Source organism: Novispirillum itersonii, assembly GCF_014205675.1.
GTDB lineage: Bacteria > Pseudomonadota > Alphaproteobacteria > Rhodospirillales > Rhodospirillaceae > Novispirillum > Novispirillum itersonii_A.
The window spans coordinates 153,728-175,662 of record NZ_JACIIX010000008.1 but is presented as its reverse complement, the minus strand read 5'-3'; the positions used below and the strand labels follow the sequence as shown (position 1 = coordinate 175,662).

Annotated in this window: 20 protein-coding genes; 6 read left to right on the top strand and 14 right to left on the bottom strand. The window is 65.3% G+C overall.

Annotated features, from left to right (window positions below; genetic code table 11):
• Positions 1 to 146 precede the first annotated feature (146 nt).
• A complete protein-coding gene (locus FHS48_RS12010; protein WP_184263793.1) occupies positions 147 to 944 on the top strand; it encodes an EipB family protein in 798 nt (265 codons plus the stop codon).
• 52 nt (positions 945 to 996) lie between these two features.
• Here the strand turns inward: FHS48_RS12010 and FHS48_RS12005 are convergent, their stop codons facing one another.
• Entirely contained in the window at positions 997 to 1,569 is a 573-nt protein-coding gene (locus FHS48_RS12005; protein WP_184263792.1) for a peroxidase-related enzyme, read from the bottom strand.
• A 354-nt stretch (positions 1,570 to 1,923) separates the two neighbouring features.
• Here FHS48_RS12005 and FHS48_RS12000 point away from each other — a divergent pair, with 354 nt between their 5' ends.
• Both FHS48_RS12000 and FHS48_RS11995 read left to right on the top strand, forming a co-directional pair.
• Positions 1,924 to 5,409 (top strand): indolepyruvate ferredoxin oxidoreductase family protein, encoded by a 3,486-nt coding sequence (locus FHS48_RS12000; protein ID WP_184263791.1) that lies wholly within the window; start codon positions 1,924 to 1,926, stop codon positions 5,407 to 5,409.
• 310 nt (positions 5,410 to 5,719) lie between these two features.
• On the top strand, positions 5,720 to 6,685 hold the full coding sequence (locus tag FHS48_RS11995) for a DUF808 domain-containing protein (protein WP_184263790.1): 966 nt from the start codon (positions 5,720 to 5,722) through the stop codon (positions 6,683 to 6,685).
• Positions 6,686 to 6,691: 6 nt separating this feature from the next.
• On the opposite strand, the gene FHS48_RS11990 is transcribed toward FHS48_RS11995, so the two are convergent.
• From FHS48_RS11990 to FHS48_RS11930, 13 genes are all read right to left on the bottom strand, one after another.
• Complete coding sequence (locus FHS48_RS11990) at positions 6,692 to 7,084, bottom strand: RidA family protein (protein WP_184263789.1); 393 nt, start codon at positions 7,082 to 7,084, stop codon at positions 6,692 to 6,694.
• An 83-nt stretch (positions 7,085 to 7,167) separates the two neighbouring features.
• Complete coding sequence (locus tag FHS48_RS11985) at positions 7,168 to 7,572, bottom strand: acyl-CoA thioesterase (RefSeq protein ID WP_184263788.1); 405 nt, start codon at positions 7,570 to 7,572, stop codon at positions 7,168 to 7,170.
• Position 7,573: 1 nt separating this feature from the next.
• The gene (locus tag FHS48_RS11980; RefSeq protein ID WP_184263787.1) at positions 7,574 to 8,272 is read right to left on the bottom strand and encodes an ABC transporter ATP-binding protein; all 699 of its coding nucleotides are present in this window, start codon (positions 8,270 to 8,272) and stop codon (positions 7,574 to 7,576) included.
• Positions 8,272 to 9,018 (bottom strand): ABC transporter ATP-binding protein, encoded by a 747-nt coding sequence (locus tag FHS48_RS11975; RefSeq protein ID WP_184263786.1) that lies wholly within the window; start codon positions 9,016 to 9,018, stop codon positions 8,272 to 8,274. The genes FHS48_RS11980 and FHS48_RS11975 overlap by 1 nt, the downstream gene beginning before the upstream one ends.
• Complete coding sequence (locus tag FHS48_RS11970; protein WP_184263785.1) at positions 9,011 to 10,012, bottom strand: branched-chain amino acid ABC transporter permease; 1,002 nt, start codon at positions 10,010 to 10,012, stop codon at positions 9,011 to 9,013. The genes FHS48_RS11975 and FHS48_RS11970 overlap by 8 nt, the downstream gene beginning before the upstream one ends.
• Positions 10,005 to 10,925, bottom strand: coding sequence for a branched-chain amino acid ABC transporter permease (locus FHS48_RS11965; protein WP_184263784.1), 921 nt, complete (start codon positions 10,923 to 10,925; stop codon positions 10,005 to 10,007). The genes FHS48_RS11970 and FHS48_RS11965 overlap by 8 nt, the downstream gene beginning before the upstream one ends.
• A gap of 101 nt (positions 10,926 to 11,026) precedes the next feature.
• Positions 11,027 to 12,190: an ABC transporter substrate-binding protein gene (locus FHS48_RS11960; RefSeq protein WP_184263783.1), complete on the bottom strand. Its 1,164-nt coding sequence runs from the start codon at positions 12,188 to 12,190 to the stop codon at positions 11,027 to 11,029.
• A gap of 118 nt (positions 12,191 to 12,308) precedes the next feature.
• Entirely contained in the window at positions 12,309 to 13,946 is a 1,638-nt protein-coding gene (locus FHS48_RS11955) for a benzoate-CoA ligase family protein (protein ID WP_184263782.1), read from the bottom strand.
• A 149-nt stretch (positions 13,947 to 14,095) separates the two neighbouring features.
• Positions 14,096 to 15,253 carry an acyl-CoA dehydrogenase family protein gene (locus tag FHS48_RS11950; protein ID WP_184263781.1) on the bottom strand — a complete coding sequence of 386 codons (1,158 nt, stop codon included), beginning with the start codon at positions 15,251 to 15,253 and terminating at the stop codon, positions 14,096 to 14,098.
• Positions 15,254 to 15,258: 5 nt separating this feature from the next.
• Positions 15,259 to 16,089 carry an enoyl-CoA hydratase family protein gene (locus FHS48_RS11945; protein WP_184263780.1) on the bottom strand — a complete coding sequence of 277 codons (831 nt, stop codon included), beginning with the start codon at positions 16,087 to 16,089 and terminating at the stop codon, positions 15,259 to 15,261.
• Between the two features lie 16 nt (positions 16,090 to 16,105).
• Positions 16,106 to 16,579 carry a MarR family winged helix-turn-helix transcriptional regulator gene (locus FHS48_RS11940; protein WP_184263779.1) on the bottom strand — a complete coding sequence of 158 codons (474 nt, stop codon included), beginning with the start codon at positions 16,577 to 16,579 and terminating at the stop codon, positions 16,106 to 16,108.
• Entirely contained in the window at positions 16,576 to 17,337 is a 762-nt protein-coding gene (locus FHS48_RS11935) for an SDR family NAD(P)-dependent oxidoreductase (RefSeq protein WP_184263836.1), read from the bottom strand. Before FHS48_RS11935 ends, FHS48_RS11940 begins: the two co-directional genes overlap by 4 nt.
• A gap of 4 nt (positions 17,338 to 17,341) precedes the next feature.
• Positions 17,342 to 19,636 carry a bifunctional salicylyl-CoA 5-hydroxylase/oxidoreductase gene (locus FHS48_RS11930; RefSeq protein ID WP_184263778.1) on the bottom strand — a complete coding sequence of 765 codons (2,295 nt, stop codon included), beginning with the start codon at positions 19,634 to 19,636 and terminating at the stop codon, positions 17,342 to 17,344.
• A gap of 240 nt (positions 19,637 to 19,876) precedes the next feature.
• On the opposite strand from FHS48_RS11930, the gene FHS48_RS20145 reads away from it, so the two are divergent.
• The 3 genes from FHS48_RS20145 to FHS48_RS11920 all read left to right on the top strand — a co-directional run bounded on the left by FHS48_RS20145 (position 19,877) and on the right by FHS48_RS11920 (position 21,894).
• Positions 19,877 to 20,206, top strand: a complete 330-nt coding sequence (locus FHS48_RS20145) for a hypothetical protein (protein ID WP_260402451.1) — start codon at positions 19,877 to 19,879, stop codon at positions 20,204 to 20,206.
• On the top strand, positions 20,207 to 20,800 hold the full coding sequence (locus FHS48_RS20140) for an alpha/beta hydrolase (RefSeq protein ID WP_260402450.1): 594 nt from the start codon (positions 20,207 to 20,209) through the stop codon (positions 20,798 to 20,800).
• Between the two features lie 122 nt (positions 20,801 to 20,922).
• Positions 20,923 to 21,894: an ABC transporter substrate-binding protein gene (locus tag FHS48_RS11920; protein ID WP_221443485.1), complete on the top strand. Its 972-nt coding sequence runs from the start codon at positions 20,923 to 20,925 to the stop codon at positions 21,892 to 21,894.
• The last annotated feature ends 41 nt before the right edge of the window (positions 21,895 to 21,935 follow it).

The following is a 21,935-nucleotide window of genomic DNA, read 5'->3' as shown; positions in this document are numbered from 1 at the left end:
GGGGCGTCGTGTGCCATATTGGCAACATCGCTAAAGTTTCCGAAGAGTTTCAGAGTCTTCTTGCCTCTGAAGCCGCTGTTGCGGAACCATCGCCTGTTCCCCTGCGGAGCTTTAAGCGTCATCTGCTGACCGCAGCGCGCAGTCTGGTGATTCTTCTGCCGGCTCTGCTGATGGCCCTGCCGGCCAGCGCCGCCGATGCAGCCGGTCCCCTTGCCCCGCATGAAGCCGAATACAGCATGCGCCTGAACAGCGCCAAGCCGTCCTCCGGCATTGTCGGTGCCAACGGGGTCATGCGCTACACCTTCTCCGACAGCTGTGACGGCTGGACCGTTGAGACCCATACCGAACTGACCCTGTGGCAGACCTCTGGCGGGGCGACCAGCACTGTCTGGGATTTCGTGTCGTGGGAAGCCAAGGACGGCAGCTCTTACCGCTTTAAGGTCCGCAACCACCGCGACGGTGAGATTGTTGATTCCTATGAGGGCGATGCCCGTCTCGGCCCCGATGGGGTCGGCTCCGCCACCTTCCGCGATGAAGGCGAAGGCGCGGAATCCGTGGTGTTTGACCTGACGGCCGGAACCCTGTTCCCCACCTCGCATACCGAATCCCTGATCCGGCAGGCCCGGGACGGCAAGCGGTTCTTTGCCCGTAAGGTGTTCGACGGCTCCGCCATCGGCGAGGCGGTCAACGTCAGCGCCGCCATCGGGGCCCGCTTCCCCGGTGATTCCGGTTCCGCCCTGCCCAACCTGCTGCTCAACACCCCCGGCTGGCCGGTGGTACTGGCGTTCTTCACCCCGGAAAACACCACCGGCACCCCGGATTTCGAGGTGACCCTGCGCTACCATGACAATGGTGTCGCCGAAAGCATCCTTCAGGACTTCGGCGACTTTACCCTGCGGGGAACACTGACCGATCTGCGGACCCCGATCGCCCGCAAGTGCTGATCCCACAAAAACGCCGCCCCAGACAGGCGGCGTTTTCATTTTCCGGCAGTCCTCACCGGTCCATCCGGTGGTATTCAGCATTGGGCATCATATCCAGCCCATGCGCCATCCGGTTGGTGTAGTTGAAGAACGCCGCCGTATCGACGATATCGAAAATATCCTGCTCGCCAAAACCGACATCCCGCAGGCGGTCGCGGTCGAGATCACCGATCTCGTGCGGGGTGGCGGTCAGCTTCCAGGCAAAATCCAGCATCGCGCGCTGGCGCTCCGGCAGGTCGGCAACGCGGTAATTCATCACCATCATCTCGCCCAGCTGCGGGTCCCCCGACATCTGCCGCACCGCCTGCCCATGAGCGACAAGGCAGTAGTAGCAGCGGTTGGCCGAGCTGACCGCCACCGCAATCAGTTCCCGCTCCAACTTGCTCAGGCCTGACGGTGCCAGCATCAGCTGGTTATAAAACTGGGCAAACACCCGCAGTTTCTCCGGGTTACCGGTGTAGGCCGTCAGCACATTCGGCACCATGCCCAGCTTATCCCGGCATTTGTCGAAATAGGTCTGCATGTCCTCTGGCAGGACCGGGGCCTCCGGCAGATCAATCCGGATGATGTGGTCGGGCTGGGGCATCGGAAACCTCCGGTCTGGGGTGGGAGTCGGGCTGATCCATTCTTCCGGCGCGGCACAGCCATGCACTGAAAGACGGGCTGAGTAAGGAATGGTCTGAAAAACCTATCCCATCAGCAAGCTTGTTTCACGTTTTCCGGAAACGCAAGAATATTGCTGCGAAATCTAGGTCAGCAAAACTGACCTATTGGCAGCCCCCTTGCCCCGGCGTATGGTCGGACCCATGATCAATAGTGGTGCTGTAAAAATCCGCAGACCGTAAAAACTGCACAGCCCCAGAACCAACGCTGGTCCGGTTCCGCGCCATATTGCCCTGCACAATATCTTGCGCACCGCAGCATCAGGGAGAGAGTTACAATGACCGTCGATGTCAACGTGACACTGGAAGACAAATTCACCCTATCTTCCGGGCGGATTTACTTATCGGGCATTCAGGCCCTTGCCCGCCTGCCGCTGATGCAGCGTGACCATGACCTTGCCAATGGCCTGAACACCGCCGGTTTCGTCTCCGGCTACCGGGGATCGCCGATCGGCGGTCTGGATCAGACCCTGTGGAAGGCCAAAAAACACCTGAAGTCGCACCACATCGAATTCCAGCCGGGCATCAACGAAGATTTGGCCGCCACCGCCGTCTGGGGCACCCAGCAGGTCAACCTGTTCAAGGGGGCCAGATACGACGGCGTGTTTGCCTACTGGTATGGCAAGGGCCCCGGCGTTGACCGCTCCTGCGATGTGCTCCGTCACGGCAACATGGCCGGAACGTCGAAGCACGGCGGGGTGGTGCTGTTCTCCGGCGATGACCACGCCGCCAAGTCGTCCACCGTGGCGTATCAGACCGATTACGCCTACATGGACCTTCAGATCCCGGTGCTGCACCCCGCCAACGTGCAGGAAGTGCTGGATTACGGCATGCTCGCCACCGCCATGAGCCGCTATTCCGGCTGCTGGGTGGCGCTGAAGTGTCTGGCCGAGGTGATGGACAGCTCCGCCAACGTCGATGTCGATCCGGCCCGCCATCAGTTCGTGATCCCGACTGATTTCGAGATCCCGGCTGATGGTCTGCACATCCGCTGGCCGGATACCCCGCTGGATCAGGAACTGCGCCTGATGCGGCACAAGCTGTATGCGGCGCTGGCCTTTGCCCGGGCCAACAAGCTGAACAAGGTGGTGATCGACACCCCCAACCCGCGCCTTGGCATTGTCACCACCGGCAAAAGTTACCTCGACGTCCGGCAGGCGCTGGACGATCTGGGCATTGATGACGAGATGGCGGCCCGCATCGGCATCCGCCTGTACAAGGTCGGCATGCCGTGGCCGCTGGAGCGGCAGGGCGTGCGCGACTTTGCCGAGGGTCTGGAAGAGATCGTCGTCATCGAGGAAAAGCGCGCCATCATCGAAAACCAGCTGAAAGAACAGCTGTACAACTGGCGGGAAGACGTGCGCCCGCGCGTGGTCGGCAAGTTTGACGAACAGGGCACCTGGACCCTGCCGTCCGCAGGGGAACTGACCCCGGCCCGTATCGCCCGCGTGCTGGCGGAGCGGATGAGCCGCTTTGTCACCGCCCCTTCGATCCAGCAGCGTCTGGACTTTCTGGAAGCCAAGGAACGGTCGCTGGAAGCACCGAAGGTGGCAGCCAAGCGCATTCCCCACTTCTGTGCCGGGTGCCCGCACAACACCTCCACCAACGTTCCGGAAGGGTCGCGCGCGGTCGGCGGCATCGGCTGCCACTACATGGTGACGTGGATGGACCGCTCCACCGCCACCTTCACCCAGATGGGCGGGGAAGGCGTGCCATGGGTCGGTCAGGCCCCGTTCACCGACGAGACCCACATTTTCGCCAACCTCGGCGATGGCACCTATTACCACTCCGGCCTGCTGGCGATCCGCCAGTCCATCGCCGCCAAGGTCAACATCACCTACAAGATCCTGTTCAACGATGCGGTGGCGATGACCGGCGGCCAGCCGCATGACGGCCCGCTGACCGTACCGCAGATCGCGCAGCAGGTGCTGGGCGAAGGCGTGGTCAAGGTGGTGGTGGTCTCCGACGAGCCCAACAAGTACCCGATCAACTATGGCTTCCCGGCCGGGATCAAGTTCTACCACCGCGACGAGCTGGACGCCGTGCAGAAGGACCTGCGCGAGATCCCCGGCGTGACGGTGATGATCTATGACCAGACCTGTGCCGCCGAAAAGCGCCGCCGCCGCAAGCGCGGCAAGATGGTCGATCCCGATAAGCGCGTGTTCGTCAACGATCTGGTCTGTGAAGGCTGCGGCGACTGCGGCGTGAAATCCAACTGTGTCGCCGTCGAGCCGGTGGAGACCGAATTCGGCCGCAAGCGCGCCATCGATCAGTCGTCGTGCAACAAGGATCTGTCCTGCGTCAACGGTTTCTGTCCGTCCTTCGTCACCGTCGAGGGTGGCAAGGTCCGCAAGCAGGGCGGCAACGCCGGAACCGGTGTGGAGTTCGGCGCCCTGCCCGCCCCGGCGATCCCGGTGATCGGCAAGGATCCCTATGACATCGTCATCACCGGCATCGGTGGCACCGGCGTCGTCACCATCTCCGCCCTGATCGGCATGGCGGCACATCTGGAAGGCAGGGGCGTTTCCGCCCTGGATCAGGCCGGTCTGGCGCAGAAGAACGGGGCGGTGGTCAGCCACCTGCGCATCGGCCGCACCCCGGATGACATCCACGCCGTCCGCGTTGCCGCCGGGAATGCCCGTCTGGTGCTGGGCTGTGACAGCCTGACCGCCGGGGGCTATGACACCCTTGGCAAGATGCAGCAGGGCAAGACCCATGCGGTGATCAACAGCCACCGTACCATGACCGCCGACTTCACCCGCAAGCCGGACGTCAGGTTCCCGGCCCGGGAAATCGAGGACGTGATCGTCGATGCGGTCGGCCGGGATGCCGCCCACTTTATCGATGCCACCCGCCTTGCCACCGGGCTGCTGGGGGACTCCCTCGCCGCCAACCTGTTTCTGGTCGGGTATGCCTGGCAGAAGGGTCTGCTGCCGCTGTCGGAAGAGGCCCTGATGCGGGCGGTGGAACTGAACGGCACCGCCGTGGAGTTTAACCGTCAGGCCTTCCTGTGGGGCCGCCGCGCCGCCGTGGACGTCGCCCGGGTTGATACCCTGCTGAAGCCAGTGGCGGGTGCGGTTGCCGCCCATCACCGCCTGTCGGAAAGCGTGGACGAGATGATCGCCCGCCGCACCGGGTTCCTGACCGCCTATCAGGACAGCGCCTATGCCGCCCGCTACACCGGCCTGATCAGCGCGGTCCGCACGGCGGAGCAGAAAGCCCTGCCCGGCAGCACCGCCCTGACCGAGGCTGTCGCCAAGGCATGGTTCAAGCTGCTGGCCTATAAAGACGAATACGAAGTCGCCCGCCTGTATACCGACGGCACCTTCGAAACCGCCCTGAAGAAGCAGTTTGAAGGCAACCTGAAGCTGACCTTCCATCTGGCACCGCCGCTGCTGGGCAACCGCGATCCGCAGACCGGCCGCCTGAAGAAGTCCACCTTCGGCCCGTGGGTGATGACCGCGTTCAAGGTTCTGGCGAAGATGAAGGGCCTGCGCGGCAGTGCCTTCGACATCTTCGGCTACACCGGCGAACGCAAAATGCAGCGCCGCCTGATCGCCGAGTATGAGGCAATGATCACCGGCCTGCTGCCGTCTCTGTCCGTCGCCAATCACGCCATCGCCGTCGATCTGGCCGCCCTGCCGATGACCATGCGCGGTTACGGCCATGTGCTGGACAAAAACGTGGAAGAGGCCAAGCACAAGGAGGCCCAGCTTCTGGAAGCCTTCCGCTCCCCGCCGACCCTGAAGGCGGCGGCTGAATAAACCCCCTGACAGACAGGGCCGGTTGCAGAGACCGGCCCTGTTTCTTTTGGCTCTCTGACCGGGGAGCGGCCCCCACACCCCACCCCATGGGGCTTGGCCCCACACCCGACAAAAGCCTTGGGCTCCTTGACCTCATTCTGATGGGGGAGCCTGCATTTCAGAAGAAAACAGTCCGCCCGGATCCGTGTTTTCCTCCTCCCCCAGACGCCCAGCCCTGTTTCCGCCTGTCCGTTTTCTTCAAACCACGTCTTGCATCCCGGTCCCGGCTTCCGTTAACTGGCGGCAACAGGGTTTCAGGAAGGATTTTCCGATGTCGCAGGGGCTTCTGGCGCTGCTGGATGATGTGGTTTCGCTGGCAAAGGTGGCGGCGGCCAGTCTGGATGACGCTGCGGCGCAGGCGGGTAAGGCCGGGGCCAAGGCGGCGGGGGTGGTGGTGGATGACGCCGCCGTCACCCCGCGCTATGTGGTCGGCTTCACCGCCGACCGCGAACTGCCGATCATCGCCCGCATCACCGTCGGGTCGCTGCGCAACAAGCTGCTGATCCTGCTGCCTGCCGCCCTGCTGCTCAGCCTGTTTGCCCCGTGGGCGATCACCCCGCTGCTGATGGCCGGGGGGCTGTTCCTGTGTTACGAAGGCGCGGAAAAGGTGATCGAGGCGCTGTTCCACCATGCGACCGGGGACGATACCGCCGATGTTTCCGCTGCCCGCACCGCCAAGGAGCTGGAAGAGGAAAAAATCCGCAGTGCCGTCCGCACCGACCTGATCCTGTCCGGCGAGATCATGGCGATCACCCTGTCCACCGTGGCGGCGGAAACCCCGTCCTTCTGGATGCAGGCCGCCATTCTGGCAGTGGTCGGTATCGGCATCACCCTTGTCGTTTACGGCGCGGTGGCGATAATCGTAAAGGCGGACGATGCCGGTCTGCTGCTGGCCCGCACCCGCAGCCGCCTGTTGCAGGTGATCGGGCGCGGACTGGTCACCGGCATGCCGAAATTCCTGAAACTGCTCAGCATCGTTGGCACCGCTGCCATGCTGTGGGTCGGGGGCGGCATTCTGGTGCATGGGCTGGAACAGTACGGGGCTGATGCCCTCGGCCACGGCATTGCCGGACTGGCGGCCGGAGCGGCACAGGCGGTGCCCGCCATCGGGGCCGTGCTCGGCTGGCTGGTCTCCGCCGGATCGGCGGGGATCGGCGGTCTGGCCACCGGGCTGGCGGTGGCCGGGGCAATCCATTACGGCATCGCCCCGGCGGTGGCCCGGTTCCGCAAAGGGTAAAAAGCGTTACGGCAGAACGGCGGTGGCTTCGATCTCCACCTTGGCGCGGTCCTCGACCAGCGCCGCCACCTGTACCATCGTCATCGCCGGGAAGTGGCGGCCCAGCACGGTGCGGTAGGCCTGTCCGACATCCTTCAGGCGGTCGAGGTATTCCCGCTTGTCGGTGACATACCAGGTCAGCCGCACCAGATGCTCCGGCCCGGCCCCGCCTTCTTCCAGAATGGCGACAATGTTGCGCAGGGCCTGTTCAACCTGACCGACAAAGTCGTCGGTCTCAAACTCCTGCTGACCGTTCCAGCCGATCTGACCGCCCAGATACAGGGTGGTGCCGGTGGCCTTGATGCCATTGGCATAACCGATGGCGGGCTTCCAGGTCTTGGGGTGCAGAAGATCGTGCATGTCATCAACTCTCTCATCAGGCGCCCGGCGCGGACGCCACAGGCAGATCCACAGACGGACGACGGGTAAAACCGGGGATCAGGTCAGGACTGTTCAATCCGCTGTGCCAAGGTGGCAGGCAGGGGTTCCGACTTCAGGGTGACGCCATCGACATAGACCAGCGTCAGCGCCCCTTCCAGCCGCAACTGTCCGCCGCCATGGGCTTCAATCCGGCAGGGGATGCGCGAGCGGCCCAGCGGGCCGGGGGTCAGGGTAAAGGTCAGCACCTCGCCCAGACGGCTGGGGGCGCGGAAATCCACCGAGATCCCCGCCGTCGGTACGCCCTTCTTCTGGTCCATGTGCAGGCTGGCGAAGGAGTGGCCGAGAACATCCTCGAACCATTCCTCCACCACCGAATTGATCATCTCGAAATAGCGGGGATAGAACACAATCCCCGCCGGATCGCAGTGCTGAAACAGGATTTTGCGGGTGGTCACAAAGGCTGCCATCTCACACCCCCAGATAGCGGTGTTGCAGGTCAGCGTCCCCTTGAAGGGTCTGCGGGCTGCCCGCCCAGACGGAGCGGCCCTTTTCCAGCACCACGCAGGCATCGGCCAGCGGCAGCAGATCCTTCAGGTGTTTATCGACCACCAGAATCGACAGGCCTTCCGCCTTCAGGGCAGCAATCGCCGACCAGATTTCCGCCCGGATCAGCGGGGCCAGCCCTTCGGTGGCCTCGTCGAGGATCAGCAGGCGCGGGTTGGTCATCAGCGCCCGGCCGACCGCCAGCATCTGCTGCTCGCCGCCGGACAGGGTGCGCGCCGCCTGCCCGGCCCGCTCCCGCAGGCGCGGAAACAGGGCATAGACCCGTTGCAGGGTCCAGCCGCCGGTGTCCTCCGCCTCCCGCGCCGTGGCGCGCAGGTTTTCCTCCACTGACAGTGGGGCAAACACCCGCCGCCCTTCCGGCACCAGCCCCAGCCCCAGCCGGGCCACGCGGAAAGCCTGCAACCCGGCCAGATCCTGCCCGGCAAAGTGGACGGTGCCACGCTTCGGTGGGGTCAGCCGCATGATGGAGCGGATGGTGGTGGTCTTGCCCATGCCGTTGCGGCCCATCAGGGCCAGAACCTGCCCCTGCTGAAGCGACAGATCGACCCCGAACAGGGCCTGACTGGGGCCGTAAAAGGTTTCCAGACCGCTGACGGTCAGCATCACGCGTCCTCCCCCAGATAGGCTTCGCGCACGGCGGCGGAGGTGCGGATCTCCGCCACCGGCCCGTTGGCGATCACCCGCCCGTAGACCAGCACCGAGACCTCATCCGCCAGTGAAAACACCGCGTCCATATCGTGTTCAACCAGCAGCATGGCGGTTTCCCGCTTCAGGGTATGCAGCAGATCGGTCATTTTGCGGGACTCTTCCGGCCCCAGACCGGCCATCGGCTCGTCCAGCAGCAGCAGCACCGGTTCCAGCGCCAGCGCCACCGCCAGTTCCAGCTGCCGCCGTTCGCCGTGCGACAGATCGCTGACCGGCACCCGGGCGCGGTCGGCCAGACCGACCCGCTCCAGACAGGCCTGCGCCGGTCCGGTCAGGCTGCGGTCGGCCATCACCCGGCCCCAGAAGCGGAAGCTGCTGCCCTGCCGGGCCTGCACCGCCAGCATCACATTGCGCAGCGCCGAAAATTCCGGGATCAGGGAGGAAATCTGGAAGGTCCGCCCCAGTCCTTTCCGGGCCCGCTGCGGCAGGGTCAGCGGGGTGACATCCTCGCCCCGGAAGGTGATGGTGCCACGGTCGGGGGTGATGGTTCCGGCAATCTGGCCGATCAGGGTCGATTTGCCCGCCCCGTTGGGACCGATCAGCGCATGCAGGGTGCCGGGCCGCACCGACAGCGAGACATCATCGGTGGCGCGCAGGGCCCCGAAATGCTTCTGCAAGCCGTTGAGAACCAGAAGATCAGTCATGGCGCGCCCTCCCCGCCAGCAGGCCGACCAGACCACCCCGCGCAAACAGCACGATGCCCAGCAGCACCAGCCCCAGCACCAGCTGCCAGCGGTCGGTGTAGCCGCCGATCACGGTTTCCAGCAGGATGAACACCGCCGCCCCCAGCACCGGGCCGATCAGCCGCCCGACCCCGCCAAGGATGACGAAAATCATGATCTCGCCGGAGCGGTGCCACGACAGCAGCGACGGGCTGGCAAAGCCGTTCTGTTCCACCAGCAGCACCCCGGCCAGTGCGGTGATCATCGCCGAGATCACGAACCCGGTCAGCCTGACCGGAAACGGATTGATGCCGACGGTGGCAAGGCGGGTCTCGTTCTGCCGCGCCGTCATCAGGGCCGCCCCGAAGCGGGAGCTGATCAGGCGGGAACACAGCAGCAGCGCCAGCAGCAGCGCCCCGAAGCAGACGAAGAAGAACGGCAGATCCCCCGACACCGACAGCCCGCCCAGCGTCGAGCGTTCGTACAGGGTCATCCCGTCTTCCCCGCCATAGGTCGGGAACGACAGGCCGAGGTAATAGAACATCTGGGCGAAGGCCAGCGTGATCATGATGAAGTAGACGCCGCTGGTGCGCAGGCTGATCACCCCGATGAACAGGGCGGCAATCCCCGCGATCCCCAGTGCCAGCGGCCACGACACCAGCGCCTGCTGGGTGCCCTCCAGCAGGCCGAGGAACCGCCCGCCTTCCTGCGCATGGAATACCATCGCCCCGGCGACATAGCCGCCGAGCCCGAAGAAGGCGGCATGACCGAAACTGATCATCCCGCCGGTGCCCAGCGCCAGATTCAGCCCGACCCCGGCCAGCGCCAGAATCGCCACGCGGGAGGCGAGGGAAATGAAGTAGGTCTGCCCCGCTGCCTGCGCCACCAGCGGCGCGGCCAGCAGAACCGCCAGCGCCGCCACGGTCAGCACGCCTTCGCGGCTGCGGAGGAATGAGTTGCTGCGTGAGTTATCCATGGGCCGGAAACAGTCCCTTGGGCCGCCATGCCAGAATGGCCGCCATAACCAGATAGATCGCCATCGACGCCAGCGCCGATCCGGTGGTGCCCGCATCCGACGCCGGCATCACCAGCGTCAGCAGGCGCGGCAGGAAGGCCCGCCCCAGCGTATCGACCAACCCGACCAGCAGCGCCGCCACCAGCGCCCCCTTGATGGAGCCGATCCCGCCGATGACAATCACGACGAAGGCAAGGATCAGGACGGATTCCCCCATCCCCACCTGCACCGACTGCAACGCCCCGACCAGCGCCCCGGCGGCCCCGGCCAGCATCGCCCCCAGCGCGAACACCACGGTGTAGAGGGTCTTGATATCCACCCCCAGCGCGCCGATCATCTCGCGGTCGGCTTCCCCGGCGCGGATCTGCATGCCCAGCCGGGTGCGGGAAATCAGCAGGTACAGCCCGATCGCCACCACAATGCCGACGGCGATGATCGCCACCCGGTACAGCGGATAGCCCCCGTCGCCGGGCAGCGGGATCACCCCGGACAGCAGCGGCGGAATGTTCAGGTACAGCGGCTGGTTGCCAAAGATCCAGCGGGTGCCTTCGGAGAAGATCAGGATCAGGCTGAAGGTTGCCAGCACCTGATCAAGGTGATCGCGGTCATACAGGCGGCGCATCACCAGCACTTCCACGGCGGCCCCGGCGGCGGCGGCGGCAATCAGCCCGGCGGGCAGACCCAGCCAGAACGATCCGGTCGCCCCGGCCACCCATGCGCAGACAAAGGCCCCGACCATATACAGCGAGCCGTGCGCCAGATTGATCAGCCCCATCACGCCGAACACCAGTGTCAGCCCGGCTGACATCAGGAACAGCATGACCCCGAACTGAACACCATTGAGAAGCTGCTCCAGCAGGAACGCAGCTGACATGTCGGTATCCCCGGTTGTCTGGAAGGAAAACGGGTGGGGGATCCCGGAGGCGGGGCGCGGTGCCCCGCCGCCGGGATCAGCCCGGAAGCCCGAGGGCGGCCTTACTGCATCTTGCAGAGGTCGACATAGGCATCCTGATGGTTACGGAAGGCGACACCGATGACCTTGTTGGTCAGCACGTCGCCTTCCTTCACCACTTCGCGGACGTAAATGTCCTGCACCGGGTGGTTGTTCGGCCCGAAGACGAAGGCCCCGCGCACCGAAGCAAAGTCCGCCTTCTTCACCGCCGCCTGGAACGCCTTGGCATCCTTCGGGTCCGTGCTCTTCAGGGCAGAGCCGATCAGGTGCGCCGCATCATACCCCTGCGAGGCATACAGCGACGGCAGACGGCCATATTCCTTCTGGAAGGCGGCGACGAAGGCCTTGTTGGCCGGGTTGTCCAGATCCTTCGACCACTGGGAGGCATTCTTGACGCCCAGCGCCGCATCGCCGATGGCGGGCAGCACATCCTGATCGAAGGAGAATGCCGGACCGAACACCGGCACCTTCAGGCCCGCCTGCTGAAGCTGCTTCATGAAGGCGATGCCCATGCCACCGGGCAGGAAGAAGTAGACCGCATCCGGCTTGGCATCGCGGATGGCGGCGATTTCGGCAGCATAATCGGTCTGGCCGACCTTGGTGAACAGCGACCCGGCCACCCCGCCCTTGTAGTAACGCTGGAAGCCGGCAATGGCATCCTTGCCCGCCGGATAGTTGGGGGCCAGCAGGAAGACATTCTTGAATCCGGCATCGTTCACGTATTTGCCGGTGCCTTCATGCAGGTTGTCGTTCTGCCATGCCACGTTGAAGTAGCCGGGATCACACTTTTCCCCGGCCAGCTGGCTGGGGCCGGCATTGGTGGAAATATAGGTGACGCCGTCCTTCAGGACTCCCGGCACCACGGCAAGGGCAAGGTTGGACCAGATGATGCCGGTCATCACCTTGACCTCGTCCTTCTTCACAAACTTTTCGGCGATCTGCTTGGCCTTATCCGGGGCCTGCGCATCATCCTCGATCAGCACGTCGACGGCTTTGCCTCCCAGCTTGCCGCCGCCCTGCTTGACCGCCAGCATAAAGCCGTCGCGCACATCAATCCCCAGACCGGCACCGCTGCCGGACAGGGTGGTGATCATGCCGATCTTGGTCCCTTCCGCCGAGGCAGCCCCGGACACCAGCGCCAGCGTGGTGGCGGCCGCCGCCCCCAGAAGGATCTTCCGCAAGGTCATGGTTTTGTTCTCCCTGTTTCGCCGCCCACCGATTTGTTTCCGTGGCGCGGCGTCGCTGCCATTATTGGCGTGCATCATCCTGAAACGAGAACACTTTTTTTAGAAAGTACAGGATTGATCAGGCTGCTGCATCGCGCAGGCGGAAGCGCTGGATCTTGCCGGTGGCGGTTTTCGGCAGGGCATCGGTGAAAACGATGGATCGCGGGTATTTGTACGGCGCGATCCGGCTTTTCACATAATCCTGCAACTCCCTCACCTTCTCCGGTCCGGCCCCGGTCCCATCTTTCAGCACCACATGGGCCTGTACGATCTGGCCTCGGTCCTCATCCTCCACCCCGATCACCGCACATTCGGCGACATCAGGATGGGTCAGCAGGGCGTCTTCCACCTCCGGCCCGGCGATGTTGTACCCGGCTGACACGATCATGTCGTCGGTGCGGGCGGCAAACCAGAAGTAGCCGTCCTCATCCATGCGGAAGGCGTCGCCGGTCAGGTTCCAGCCATCGCGCACGTAGGTGCCCTGCCGGTCATCAGCCATGTAGCGGCAGCCGGTCGGCCCGCGCACCGCCAGTTTGCCGACCGATCCCGGCGGCAGCGGGGTCATGGCATCATCGACGATCATCGCCGTATAGCCCGGCACCGCCCGCCCGGTGGAGCCGGGGCGGATTTCGCCGAAGCGGTTGGAGATAAAAATGTGCAGCATTTCCGTCGCCCCGATCCCGTCGAGGATCGGCTTGCCGGTGCGTTCCATCCACATCTGGCAGATGGACGGCGGCAGGGTTTCCCCCGCCGACACCGCCGCCCGCAGGCTGGCCACGGCATCGGTGCTGCCCTGCTGTTGCAGGGTGGCGAGAATGACCCGGTAGGCGGTGGGGGCGGTGAACACCAGTGTCGCCTGATGCCGCTGGATCGACGCCAGCAGGCTGGCCGGGCGGGCATCCTCCACCAGACAGGCCGTGGCCCCGAAGCGCAGCGGAAATACCACGAGACCGCCCAGCCCGAAGGTAAAGGCCAGCGGCGGGGAGCCGATGAACACGTCCTCCGGCTGCGGATTCAACACTTCCTGCGCATAGCCGTCGGCAATGATCAGGATGTCGCGGTGGAAGTGCATGGTGGCCTTCGGGGCCCCGGTGGTGCCGGAGGTAAAGCCCAGCAGCGCCACATCATCGCGCCCGGTCCGCACCGGGGCAAAAGCCGGATCCTTCCCGGCCAGCCGCCGTTCCAGATCATCCGCGCCGGTGCCGGTCCCGTCGAAGTACACCACTTTTTTCAGGAACGGGCTGGCAGCGGCGCAGAGGTGCATTTCCTCTTCCAGACGGCGGTCGCACAGCGCAACGCGGATTTCCGCCTTGTCCACCACCTTGGTCAGCTCCACCGCCCGCAGCAGCGGCATGGTGTTGACCGCCACCGCTCCGGCCTTCATCACCGCCAGCCAGCAGGCAACCATCCGGGGATTGTTGGCGGAGCGGATCAGCACCCGCTCACCCGGCACCACCTTCAGGTCTTCCACCAGCACCTGCGCGATGCGGTTGGTCAGCGCCGACAGGTCACGGTAGGAAATGGCCTCAGTATCACTCTTCAGGGCAATCCGGTCGCCGAAGCCCTGTTCCACCAGCCGGTCGGTCAGTTCGACCCCGGCATTCAGATACTCCGGGTACTGATACGCTTCCCGGCTCAGATCAAGCTGCGGCCAGCGTTCCAGCGGCGGCAGATTGTCCCGGGTAAAGGTATCGACATGCGCGGTGGGACCCAGCATGTCCGCCTCCTTATGGTCAAGCCTCTGTTCATCATCGTTTTTGTTTTTTTGGACGGTTCCGCCCGTTTTTCCCGCTTCTGACCTGACTCTTGTTCCGGGCCGGTTGATTTTTTGGTCGGTCCCGGTTTTCAGCAAACGCCCTGCCCGGATCAGCCCATCAGGGCCTGCCGGGCAATCACCACTTTCTGCACTTCCGATGCCCCTTCGTAGATGCGCAGGGCGCGGATCTCTCGGTACAGCTTTTCCACCGGATGGCCGGAGCGCACGCCGTCGCCGCCGTGGATCTGCACCGCCTTGTCGATCACCTCCTGTGCCGCTTCGGTGGCGTAGAGCTTGGCCATCGCCGCCTCGCGCGTCACCCGGGGGGCACCGCTGTCCTTGGTCCAGGCGGCGCGGTAAACCAGCAGCGCCGCCGCATCGACGGCCAGCGCCATCTCTGCCAGCATGCCCTGCACCAGTTGCAGGTCGGCCAGCGGATTGCCGAACAGGTGGCGCTGGCTGGCCCGCGACAGGCTTTCGTCCAGCGCCCGGCGGGCAAAGCCCAGCGCCGCCGCTCCGACGGTGGAGCGGAACACATCCAGCGTTGCCATGGCGATTTTGAAGCCCTGCCCTTCCGCCCCCAGCAGGGACGACGCCGGGATCCGGCAGTCAGTGAAGGCCAGCCGGGCTAAAGGATGCGGCGAGATGGTCTGCAACCGCTCCGCCACCGTCAGGCCCGGCGTATCGGCGGGCACGATGAAGGCCGACAGCCCTTTCGCCCCGTCGGCAGCCGCCCCGGTGCGGGCGAACACCACATAGACGTCGGCGATACCCCCGTTGGAGATCCATGTCTTTTCCCCGTTCAGCACGTAGCTGTCGCCATCACGCACCGCTGCCATCTCCATAGTGGCAACGTCAGACCCTGATTTCGGCTCGGTCAGGGCGAAGGCGGAAATCGCCTTGCCGGTCCGGGTCAGCGGCAGCCAGCGGCGGCGCTGTTCCGGGGTGCCGAACAGGGAAACCGGCCCCGCCCCCAGCCCCTGCATGGCAAAGGCGAAATCCGCCAGCGCATCGTGACGGCCCAGCGTTTCGCGGATCAGGCACAGGGTGCGGACATCCAGCCGCGCCCCTTCAGCTTGCGGATCGGGCGCAGAGTGCAGCAGCCAGCCATCCTGACCCAGCCGCCGCACCAGATCCCGGCAGGCGGTGTCGGTATCGCTGTGGTCCACCGCCGCCAGATGGTCCGCCGCCCAGCGGTCCAGCTCCGCCGCCAGCGTGCGGTGGCGGTCCTCGAAAAACGGCCAGTGCAGGAATGTGGTATCGGCCATGGCGGTCAGTCCCCCTTGAACACCGGCTGCTGTTTGGCGACGAAGGCTTCATAGGCCCGGCCGAAGTCACGGGTCTGCATGCAGATGGCCTGCGCCTGCGCCTCGGCCTCAATCGCCTGATCCAGCGTCATCGACCATTCCTGATTCAGCATGGTCTTGGTCATCATGTGGCCGAAATTCGGCCCGGCGGCGAGGCTGCGGGCCAGTGCCAGCGCCTCGTCCAACAGGGCTTCAGGGGCGGCCACGCGGTTGAAGAAGCCCCAGTGCTCCCCTTCCGCCGCCGTCATCACCCGCCCGGTGTACAGCAGTTCCGCCGCCCGGCCCTGCCCGATCACACGCGGCAGCATGGCGCAGGCCCCCATGTCGCAGCCGGCCAGACCGACCCGGGTGAACAGGAAGGCGGTTTTGGCGCGGGGTGTGCCGATCCGCAGGTCAGAAAACAGCGCCACCATCGCCCCGGCCCCGACGCAGATGCCATCGACCGCCGCAATCACCGGCTGCGGACATGACCGGATCGCCTTGACCAGATCGCCGGTCATGCGGGTGAATTCCAGCAGGCCACGCATGTCGCGGTCCAGCAGCGGGCCGATGATGTCATGCACATCGCCGCCGGAGCAGAAATTGCCGCCGTTGGAGGCAAACACCACCGCCTTGACCGCATCGGCGTACACCAGCGTGCGGAACAGATCGCGCAGCTCGGCATAGGACTCAAAGGTCAGCGGGTTCTTGCGGTCCGGACGGTCCAGCATCACCACGGCAACGCCATCGTCGCCGAAGCTCCAGCGGAAATGGTCCGGGGTATAGGTGACGGGGTTGAAATCGGTCGCACGGCTCATCGGGGCATTCCTCTGGTTATTCCGGGGTGGTGCGGGCGGCGCGGTGGGCGTTCAGCACCTCGATCAGGTGATCGACCTCCGCCGGGGCCAGCGGCGACAGCAGATCATTGACCCACCCCTCATGCGCCTTCGCCATGTCCTGAAAGGCGGCTTTCCCGGCCTCGGTCAACTGCACGAACGTGGTGCGGCGGTCGGTCTCATCGGGGCGGCGCTGGACGAACCCGTCTTCCACCAGCCGTTCAATGATGCCGGTGACATTGCCGTTGGACACCATCAGGGCGCGGGACAGCTCGGTCATGGTCAGGCCATGGTCGGCCCGGGCCTCGTCGGCGCGGAACAGCGCGGCCATCACGTCAAACCGCGGCAGCGTCGCCCCGTAATTCACCCGCAGCCGCTCCCGCAGCTCGGCCTCGACGCCGCGCGTCAGGCGCAGCAGTTTCAGCCACAAGCGCAGGCGCTGCTTGCTGGGGGACAGTTCAATCCGGCTCATATCTCGCCTCCTGACACCGACAGCGCCTGTCCGGTGACGGCAGCCGCCCCGTCGCTGCACAGCCACAGCACGGTGGCGGCCACTTCCTCCGGCTGCACAAAGCGGCCCATCGGGTTGCTGGCGGCCAGTTCGGCCCGGGCGTCCGCCTCGGTCCGCCCGGTTTTTCTGACAATGGTCTGCACCGCCTCGGCCAGCAGCGGGGTTTCGGTAAAGCCGGGACAGACGGCATTGACGGTGACACCGCTGCGCACGGTTTCCTGCGCCAGCGCCCGGGTCAGGCCGACCACGCCGTGTTTGGCGGCGACATAGGCGCTGACATAGGGATAGCCCTTCAGCCCGGCAGTGGAGGCCACCATCACCAGCCGCCCCCAGCCCGCCGCCTGCATATCCGGCAGGGCGGCGCGGCAGGTCAGGAAGCTGCCGGTCAGGTTGACGGTCAGCATCCGGGTCCACAGATCCAGCGAGGTCTTGCCGAACGGGCGGCTTTCCGCCGCCCCGGCATTGGCCACCACAATATCGGCCCGGCCATGGCGCTGGCGGACGGTGGCAAACAGGGCCTCCACCGCCGCCTCATCGGTGCTGTCGGCACTGACCCAGTCGAGGCCGGGAACGGTTGCCGCCAGAGCGCGCAGCGGCTGTTCCCGCCGCCCGGTGACGGTGACAGTGGCCCCGGCCGCCACCAGCGCCCGGGCAATCGCCGCCCCGACACCGGTGCCGCCACCGGTCACCACCGCATGTTTTCCGGCCAGACCCGTCATCACATCACACCTTTCCGGTCATCTGTTCCGGCCCGCGCGCCGCCAGCCGGTAGGCCTGATCCCGCCCGGAGCGGTACTGTTTCGGCCATGGCATCGCCTCGTACCCCAGCTTCACCGCCGCATGCAGGCCCCAGTAGGGATCAGCCAGATGCGGGCGGGCCAGACAGCACAGGTCGGCACGGCCCGCCATCAGGATGGAATTCAGATGATCGGGTTCGAAGATGTTGCCGACCGCCATGGTCGCCACCCGGGCTTCGTTGCGCACCCGGTCGGCGAAGGGGGTCTGGAACATCCGGCCATAGACCGGGCGGGCCTTGGTGCTGGTCTGCCCGGCGGAGACATCAACGATATCCACCCCGGCCTCTTTCAGCATCGCCGCAATCTGCACCGCGTCTTCCGGGCGGATCCCGTCGTCACCGACCCAGTCACTGGCGGAGATGCGGACGCTGACCGGGCGGTCATCCGGCCACACCGCCCGCACCGCATGATAAACCTCCAGCGGGAAGCGCATGCGGTTTTCCAGCGACCCGCCATATTCATCCTCCCGCCGGTTGGTCAGCGGGGTGATGAAGGCCGACATCAGGTAGCCGTGGGCGTAGTGCAGTTCCAGCACATCAAATCCGGCCCGGGCAGCACGGCGGGCAGCGGCGACAAAATCATCACGGACCCGGTCCATATCGTTGCGGGTCATGGCGCGGGGGGTCTGGTTGCCGTCCGACCACGCCACGGCTGACGGGGCAATCAGGCCCCAGTTGCCCTCCGCCAGCGGCGCATCCATGGTTTCCCACCCCAGTTGAGTCGATCCCTTCGGCCCGGCATGCCCCAGCTGGATGGCGATCTTGGCCGGGGTTTCGGCGTGAATGAAGTCAACGATGCGCGCCCATCCGGCTTCCTGCGCATCGCTATACAGACCGGTACATCCCGGCGTGATGCGGGCATCGGCGGAAATACAGGTCATTTCCGTGGTGACCAGCCCGGCCCCGCCCAGCGCCCGGCTGGTGTAATGCACAAAATGCCAGTCACCCGGCAGGCCATCGGTGGCGGAATACTGCGCCATCGGCGATACCACGATGCGGTTGGGCAGGGTGACGCCACGCAGGGTCAGCGGGGTGAACATCGGCGGGCGGGCGGTGGCCGGGACGGTGCCGGTGGCCTGCTGCTCAAACCACTTTTCTGCCCCCTCCAGCCACGCCGCATCACGCAGGCGCAGGTTTTCATGGCTGACGCGCTGCGACCGGGTCAGCAGCGAATAGGTGAACTGCACCGGATCCAGATGCAGGTAGCGTTCCACGTCCTCGAACCATTCGGTGGAGTTGCGGGCCGCGCTTTGCAGCTTCAGCACCTCAACCCGGCGGTCGGCCTCGTAACGGTCAAACGCTGCCTGAAGGGTCGGTTCGGAATGCAGGTAGTCGGCCAGCGCAATCGCACTTTCCACCGCCAGCTTCGAGCCGGAGCCGATGGAGAAATGGGCGGTGGCGGCGGCATCGCCCATCAGCACCACATTGCCATGCGACCACTTCTCGCACAGCACACGCTGGAAGTTCAGCCATGCCGAGCCGCGCAGGTGGCGGGCGTTGGACATCAGGCTGTGACCGCCGAGGTATTTGGCAAACAGCTTTTCGCAGGCGGCGATGGTCTGCGGGCCATCCATCTGATCAAAGCCCAGACCACGCCAGGTCGCTTCCGAACATTCGACGATGAAGGTCGCCGTCTCCGGATCAAACTGATAGGCGTGGACCCACACCCAGCCGTGTTCGGTTTCCTCGAAGATGAAGGTGAAGGCGTCGTCAAACTTCTGGTGGGTGCCCAGCCAGATGTACTTGTTGGCCCGCTGTTCAATATCGGGTTTGAACACATCGGCGTACTGACTGCGGATTCTGGAATTGATGCCGTCGCAGGCCACCACCAGATCATAACCGGCAAACTCTTCGGCGCCGTTGATCTCGGTCTCGAAGCGCAGCTCGATCCCCAGCTCGACGCAGCGGTCCTGCAAAACATTCAGCAGCTTCCGGCGACCGATACCGCAGAACCCATGCCCGCCGGAGCGCACCACCTGCCCACGGTGATGGACGGCGATATCATCCCAGTAGGCGAAGGCATCGCGGATCATCTCCGCGCTGCGCCGGTCATTCTTTTCCAGATGACCGAGGGTTTCGTCCGACAGCACCACGCCCCAGCCGAAGGTATCGTAGGGGCGGTTGCGCTCCACCACCACAATCTCGTGCGAGGGGTCCCGCAGCTTCATGCTGATGGCGAAGTACAATCCGGCAGGACCACCGCCAAGACAGGCTACTTTCATGGGTGCCTCCGCTCCTCGCCCGCCCGGCGGCCATCGGCGGGCCGGGTCTGGGCAGTCATCTGTTCTGCAACGATGACACCGCAACCGGGAAACTATTTCAAGCCTAAAATTTCAAACTTAAAATTTCTGCACCGCACCAAGCCCCTGCCCTGTCCTGCACAATTGCCGGACCCTTGAATTGCTGGCAGACTGCCCCCAGACAGAGGGGATGGAAATCCCACCGCATCAGGAGTCTGCACCATGAGCCGTTCCCCCGCCGCGTCCGCCAAGAAATCCGGCAGCGGGGGCACCTCCGGCAGCCCTGAGGCCGCCCGTCCGCCCTATACCGTCAGCGCTTTCTGGCCGATGGTCCTCGACTGGGACGCCGCCTATTCCAACCGGGCCGCCGTACCGGACCATGCCGCGATCTTTGAAGGCTGGACGCGCGACGCCGCCGCCTTCCGGGGGGCCTGCGGCGACCGGGCCCGGCTGGATCTGCCCTATGGCCCCGGCCCGCGCCACCGGTTTGACCTGTTCCTGCCGGACGGCACCCCGCAGGGGCTCATTGTCTTCATCCATGGCGGCTACTGAGTGTCCTTCGACAAATCGACGGCCAGCCATCTCGCCGCCGGGCCGCTGGCCCACGGCTGGGCGGTGGCGATGCCGAGCTATGACCTGTGTCCGGCGGTGACGGTGGAGCAGATTGCCAGCCAGATTGCCGCCGCCATCGCCACCGCCGCGCGGGACGTCGCCGGGCCGCTGATCCTGACCGGCCATTCCGCCGGAGGGCATCTGGTCAGCCTGATGATGTGCGACGAAGGGCCGCTGGGGGCCGGGGAACGGGCCCGGCTGTCACGGGTGGTCTCGATCAGCGGCCTGCACGACCTGCGCCCGCTGCTGGGTACCCGGCTGAACGATTCCCTGCGCCTGACCCCGGAGTCGGCGGGCAACCTCAGCCCGGCCCTGCTGACCCCGCTGCCGGAAGTGCCGGTGGTGGCGTGGTGTGGCGGGGCGGAACTGCCGGAGTTCAGACGCCAGAACCTGCTGCTGGCCCAGATGTGGGCCGGGTTCGGGCAGGCGGCGCTGGCGCTGGAGTCTGACGGTCACAACCACTTTGACGTGATTGCCCCGCTGGCACAGCCGGACAGCCCGCTGACCGCCGTGCTGCTGGGGCTGACGCTGTGACCGCCCCCTGTTGCCGCATGGGGGAATAGCACGACGGGGTAGACCGGGGCGGATGAACCTTTTACAACCGGACAGCCAACTGGATTTCGCCCCACCCCGGGGCAGTTGCCTTCGGAGGCTCCATGTCGATGTTCCGTTCCGGGCGCCCTGCCGCCCTGCTGTCCGCCGCCCTGCTGTCGGCGTCCGTCCTCGCCACCCCGGCGCTGGCTGAGTCCAAGTACGTCGCCGTCACCGCCATTGTTGAACATCCGGCCCTGAACGCCATCCGCGACGGCGTCAAGGAAGGCCTGAAGGCGCAGGGCTTCCCCGACGTGAAGTTCACCTACGAAAGCGCGCAGGGCAGCCCGGCCACCGCCGCCCAGATCGCCCGCAAGCTGGTGGGCGAAAAGCCGGACGCCATCGTCGCCATCGCCACCCCGTCGGCGCAGGCCGTGGCCACCGCCACCCGCGACATTCCGCTGATTTTCTCCGCCGTCACCGACCCGGTCAGCGCCAAGCTGGTGCCGTCGCTGGATCCGTCGGGCACCAATGTCACCGGCCTGTCGGACATGCTGCCGCTGGACGAACATCTGGACCTGATCCGCGCCTTCCTGCCGAATGCCAAGAAGATCGGCGTGCCGTACAATCCGGGTGAATCCAACGCCGTGTCGCTGATCAACGCCCTGAAGAAGGCCGGTCCGGCCGCCGGGTTTGAAATCGTCACCGCCGCCGCCAACAAGTCGTCCGACGTGCTGGCTGCCACCCAGAGTCTGGTCGGCAAGGTCGATGCCATTTACACCCTGACCGACAACACCATCGTCTCGGCGCTGGAAAGCGTGGTCAAGGTCGGCAACGACAATAAGATCCCGGTGTTTGCCGCCGACATCGACTCCGTGGAACGCGGGGCCGTCGCCGCCGTCGGCTTCGATTACCATGACCTCGGCATTCAGACCGCCACCGTGGTGGCGCGGGTGCTGAAGGGCGAAAAGCCGGGTTCCATCGCCACCCGCACCGCCTCCTCCTCCAAGCTGTCGGTCAACAAGAAGGCCGCCGCCGCGCAGGGCGTCACCATTCCCGATGCCGTGCTGAAGCGTGCCACCAAGGTGATCGACTGATCATCCCCTGCTGACAGGCCCGGCCTCCGGCACCCGCCGGA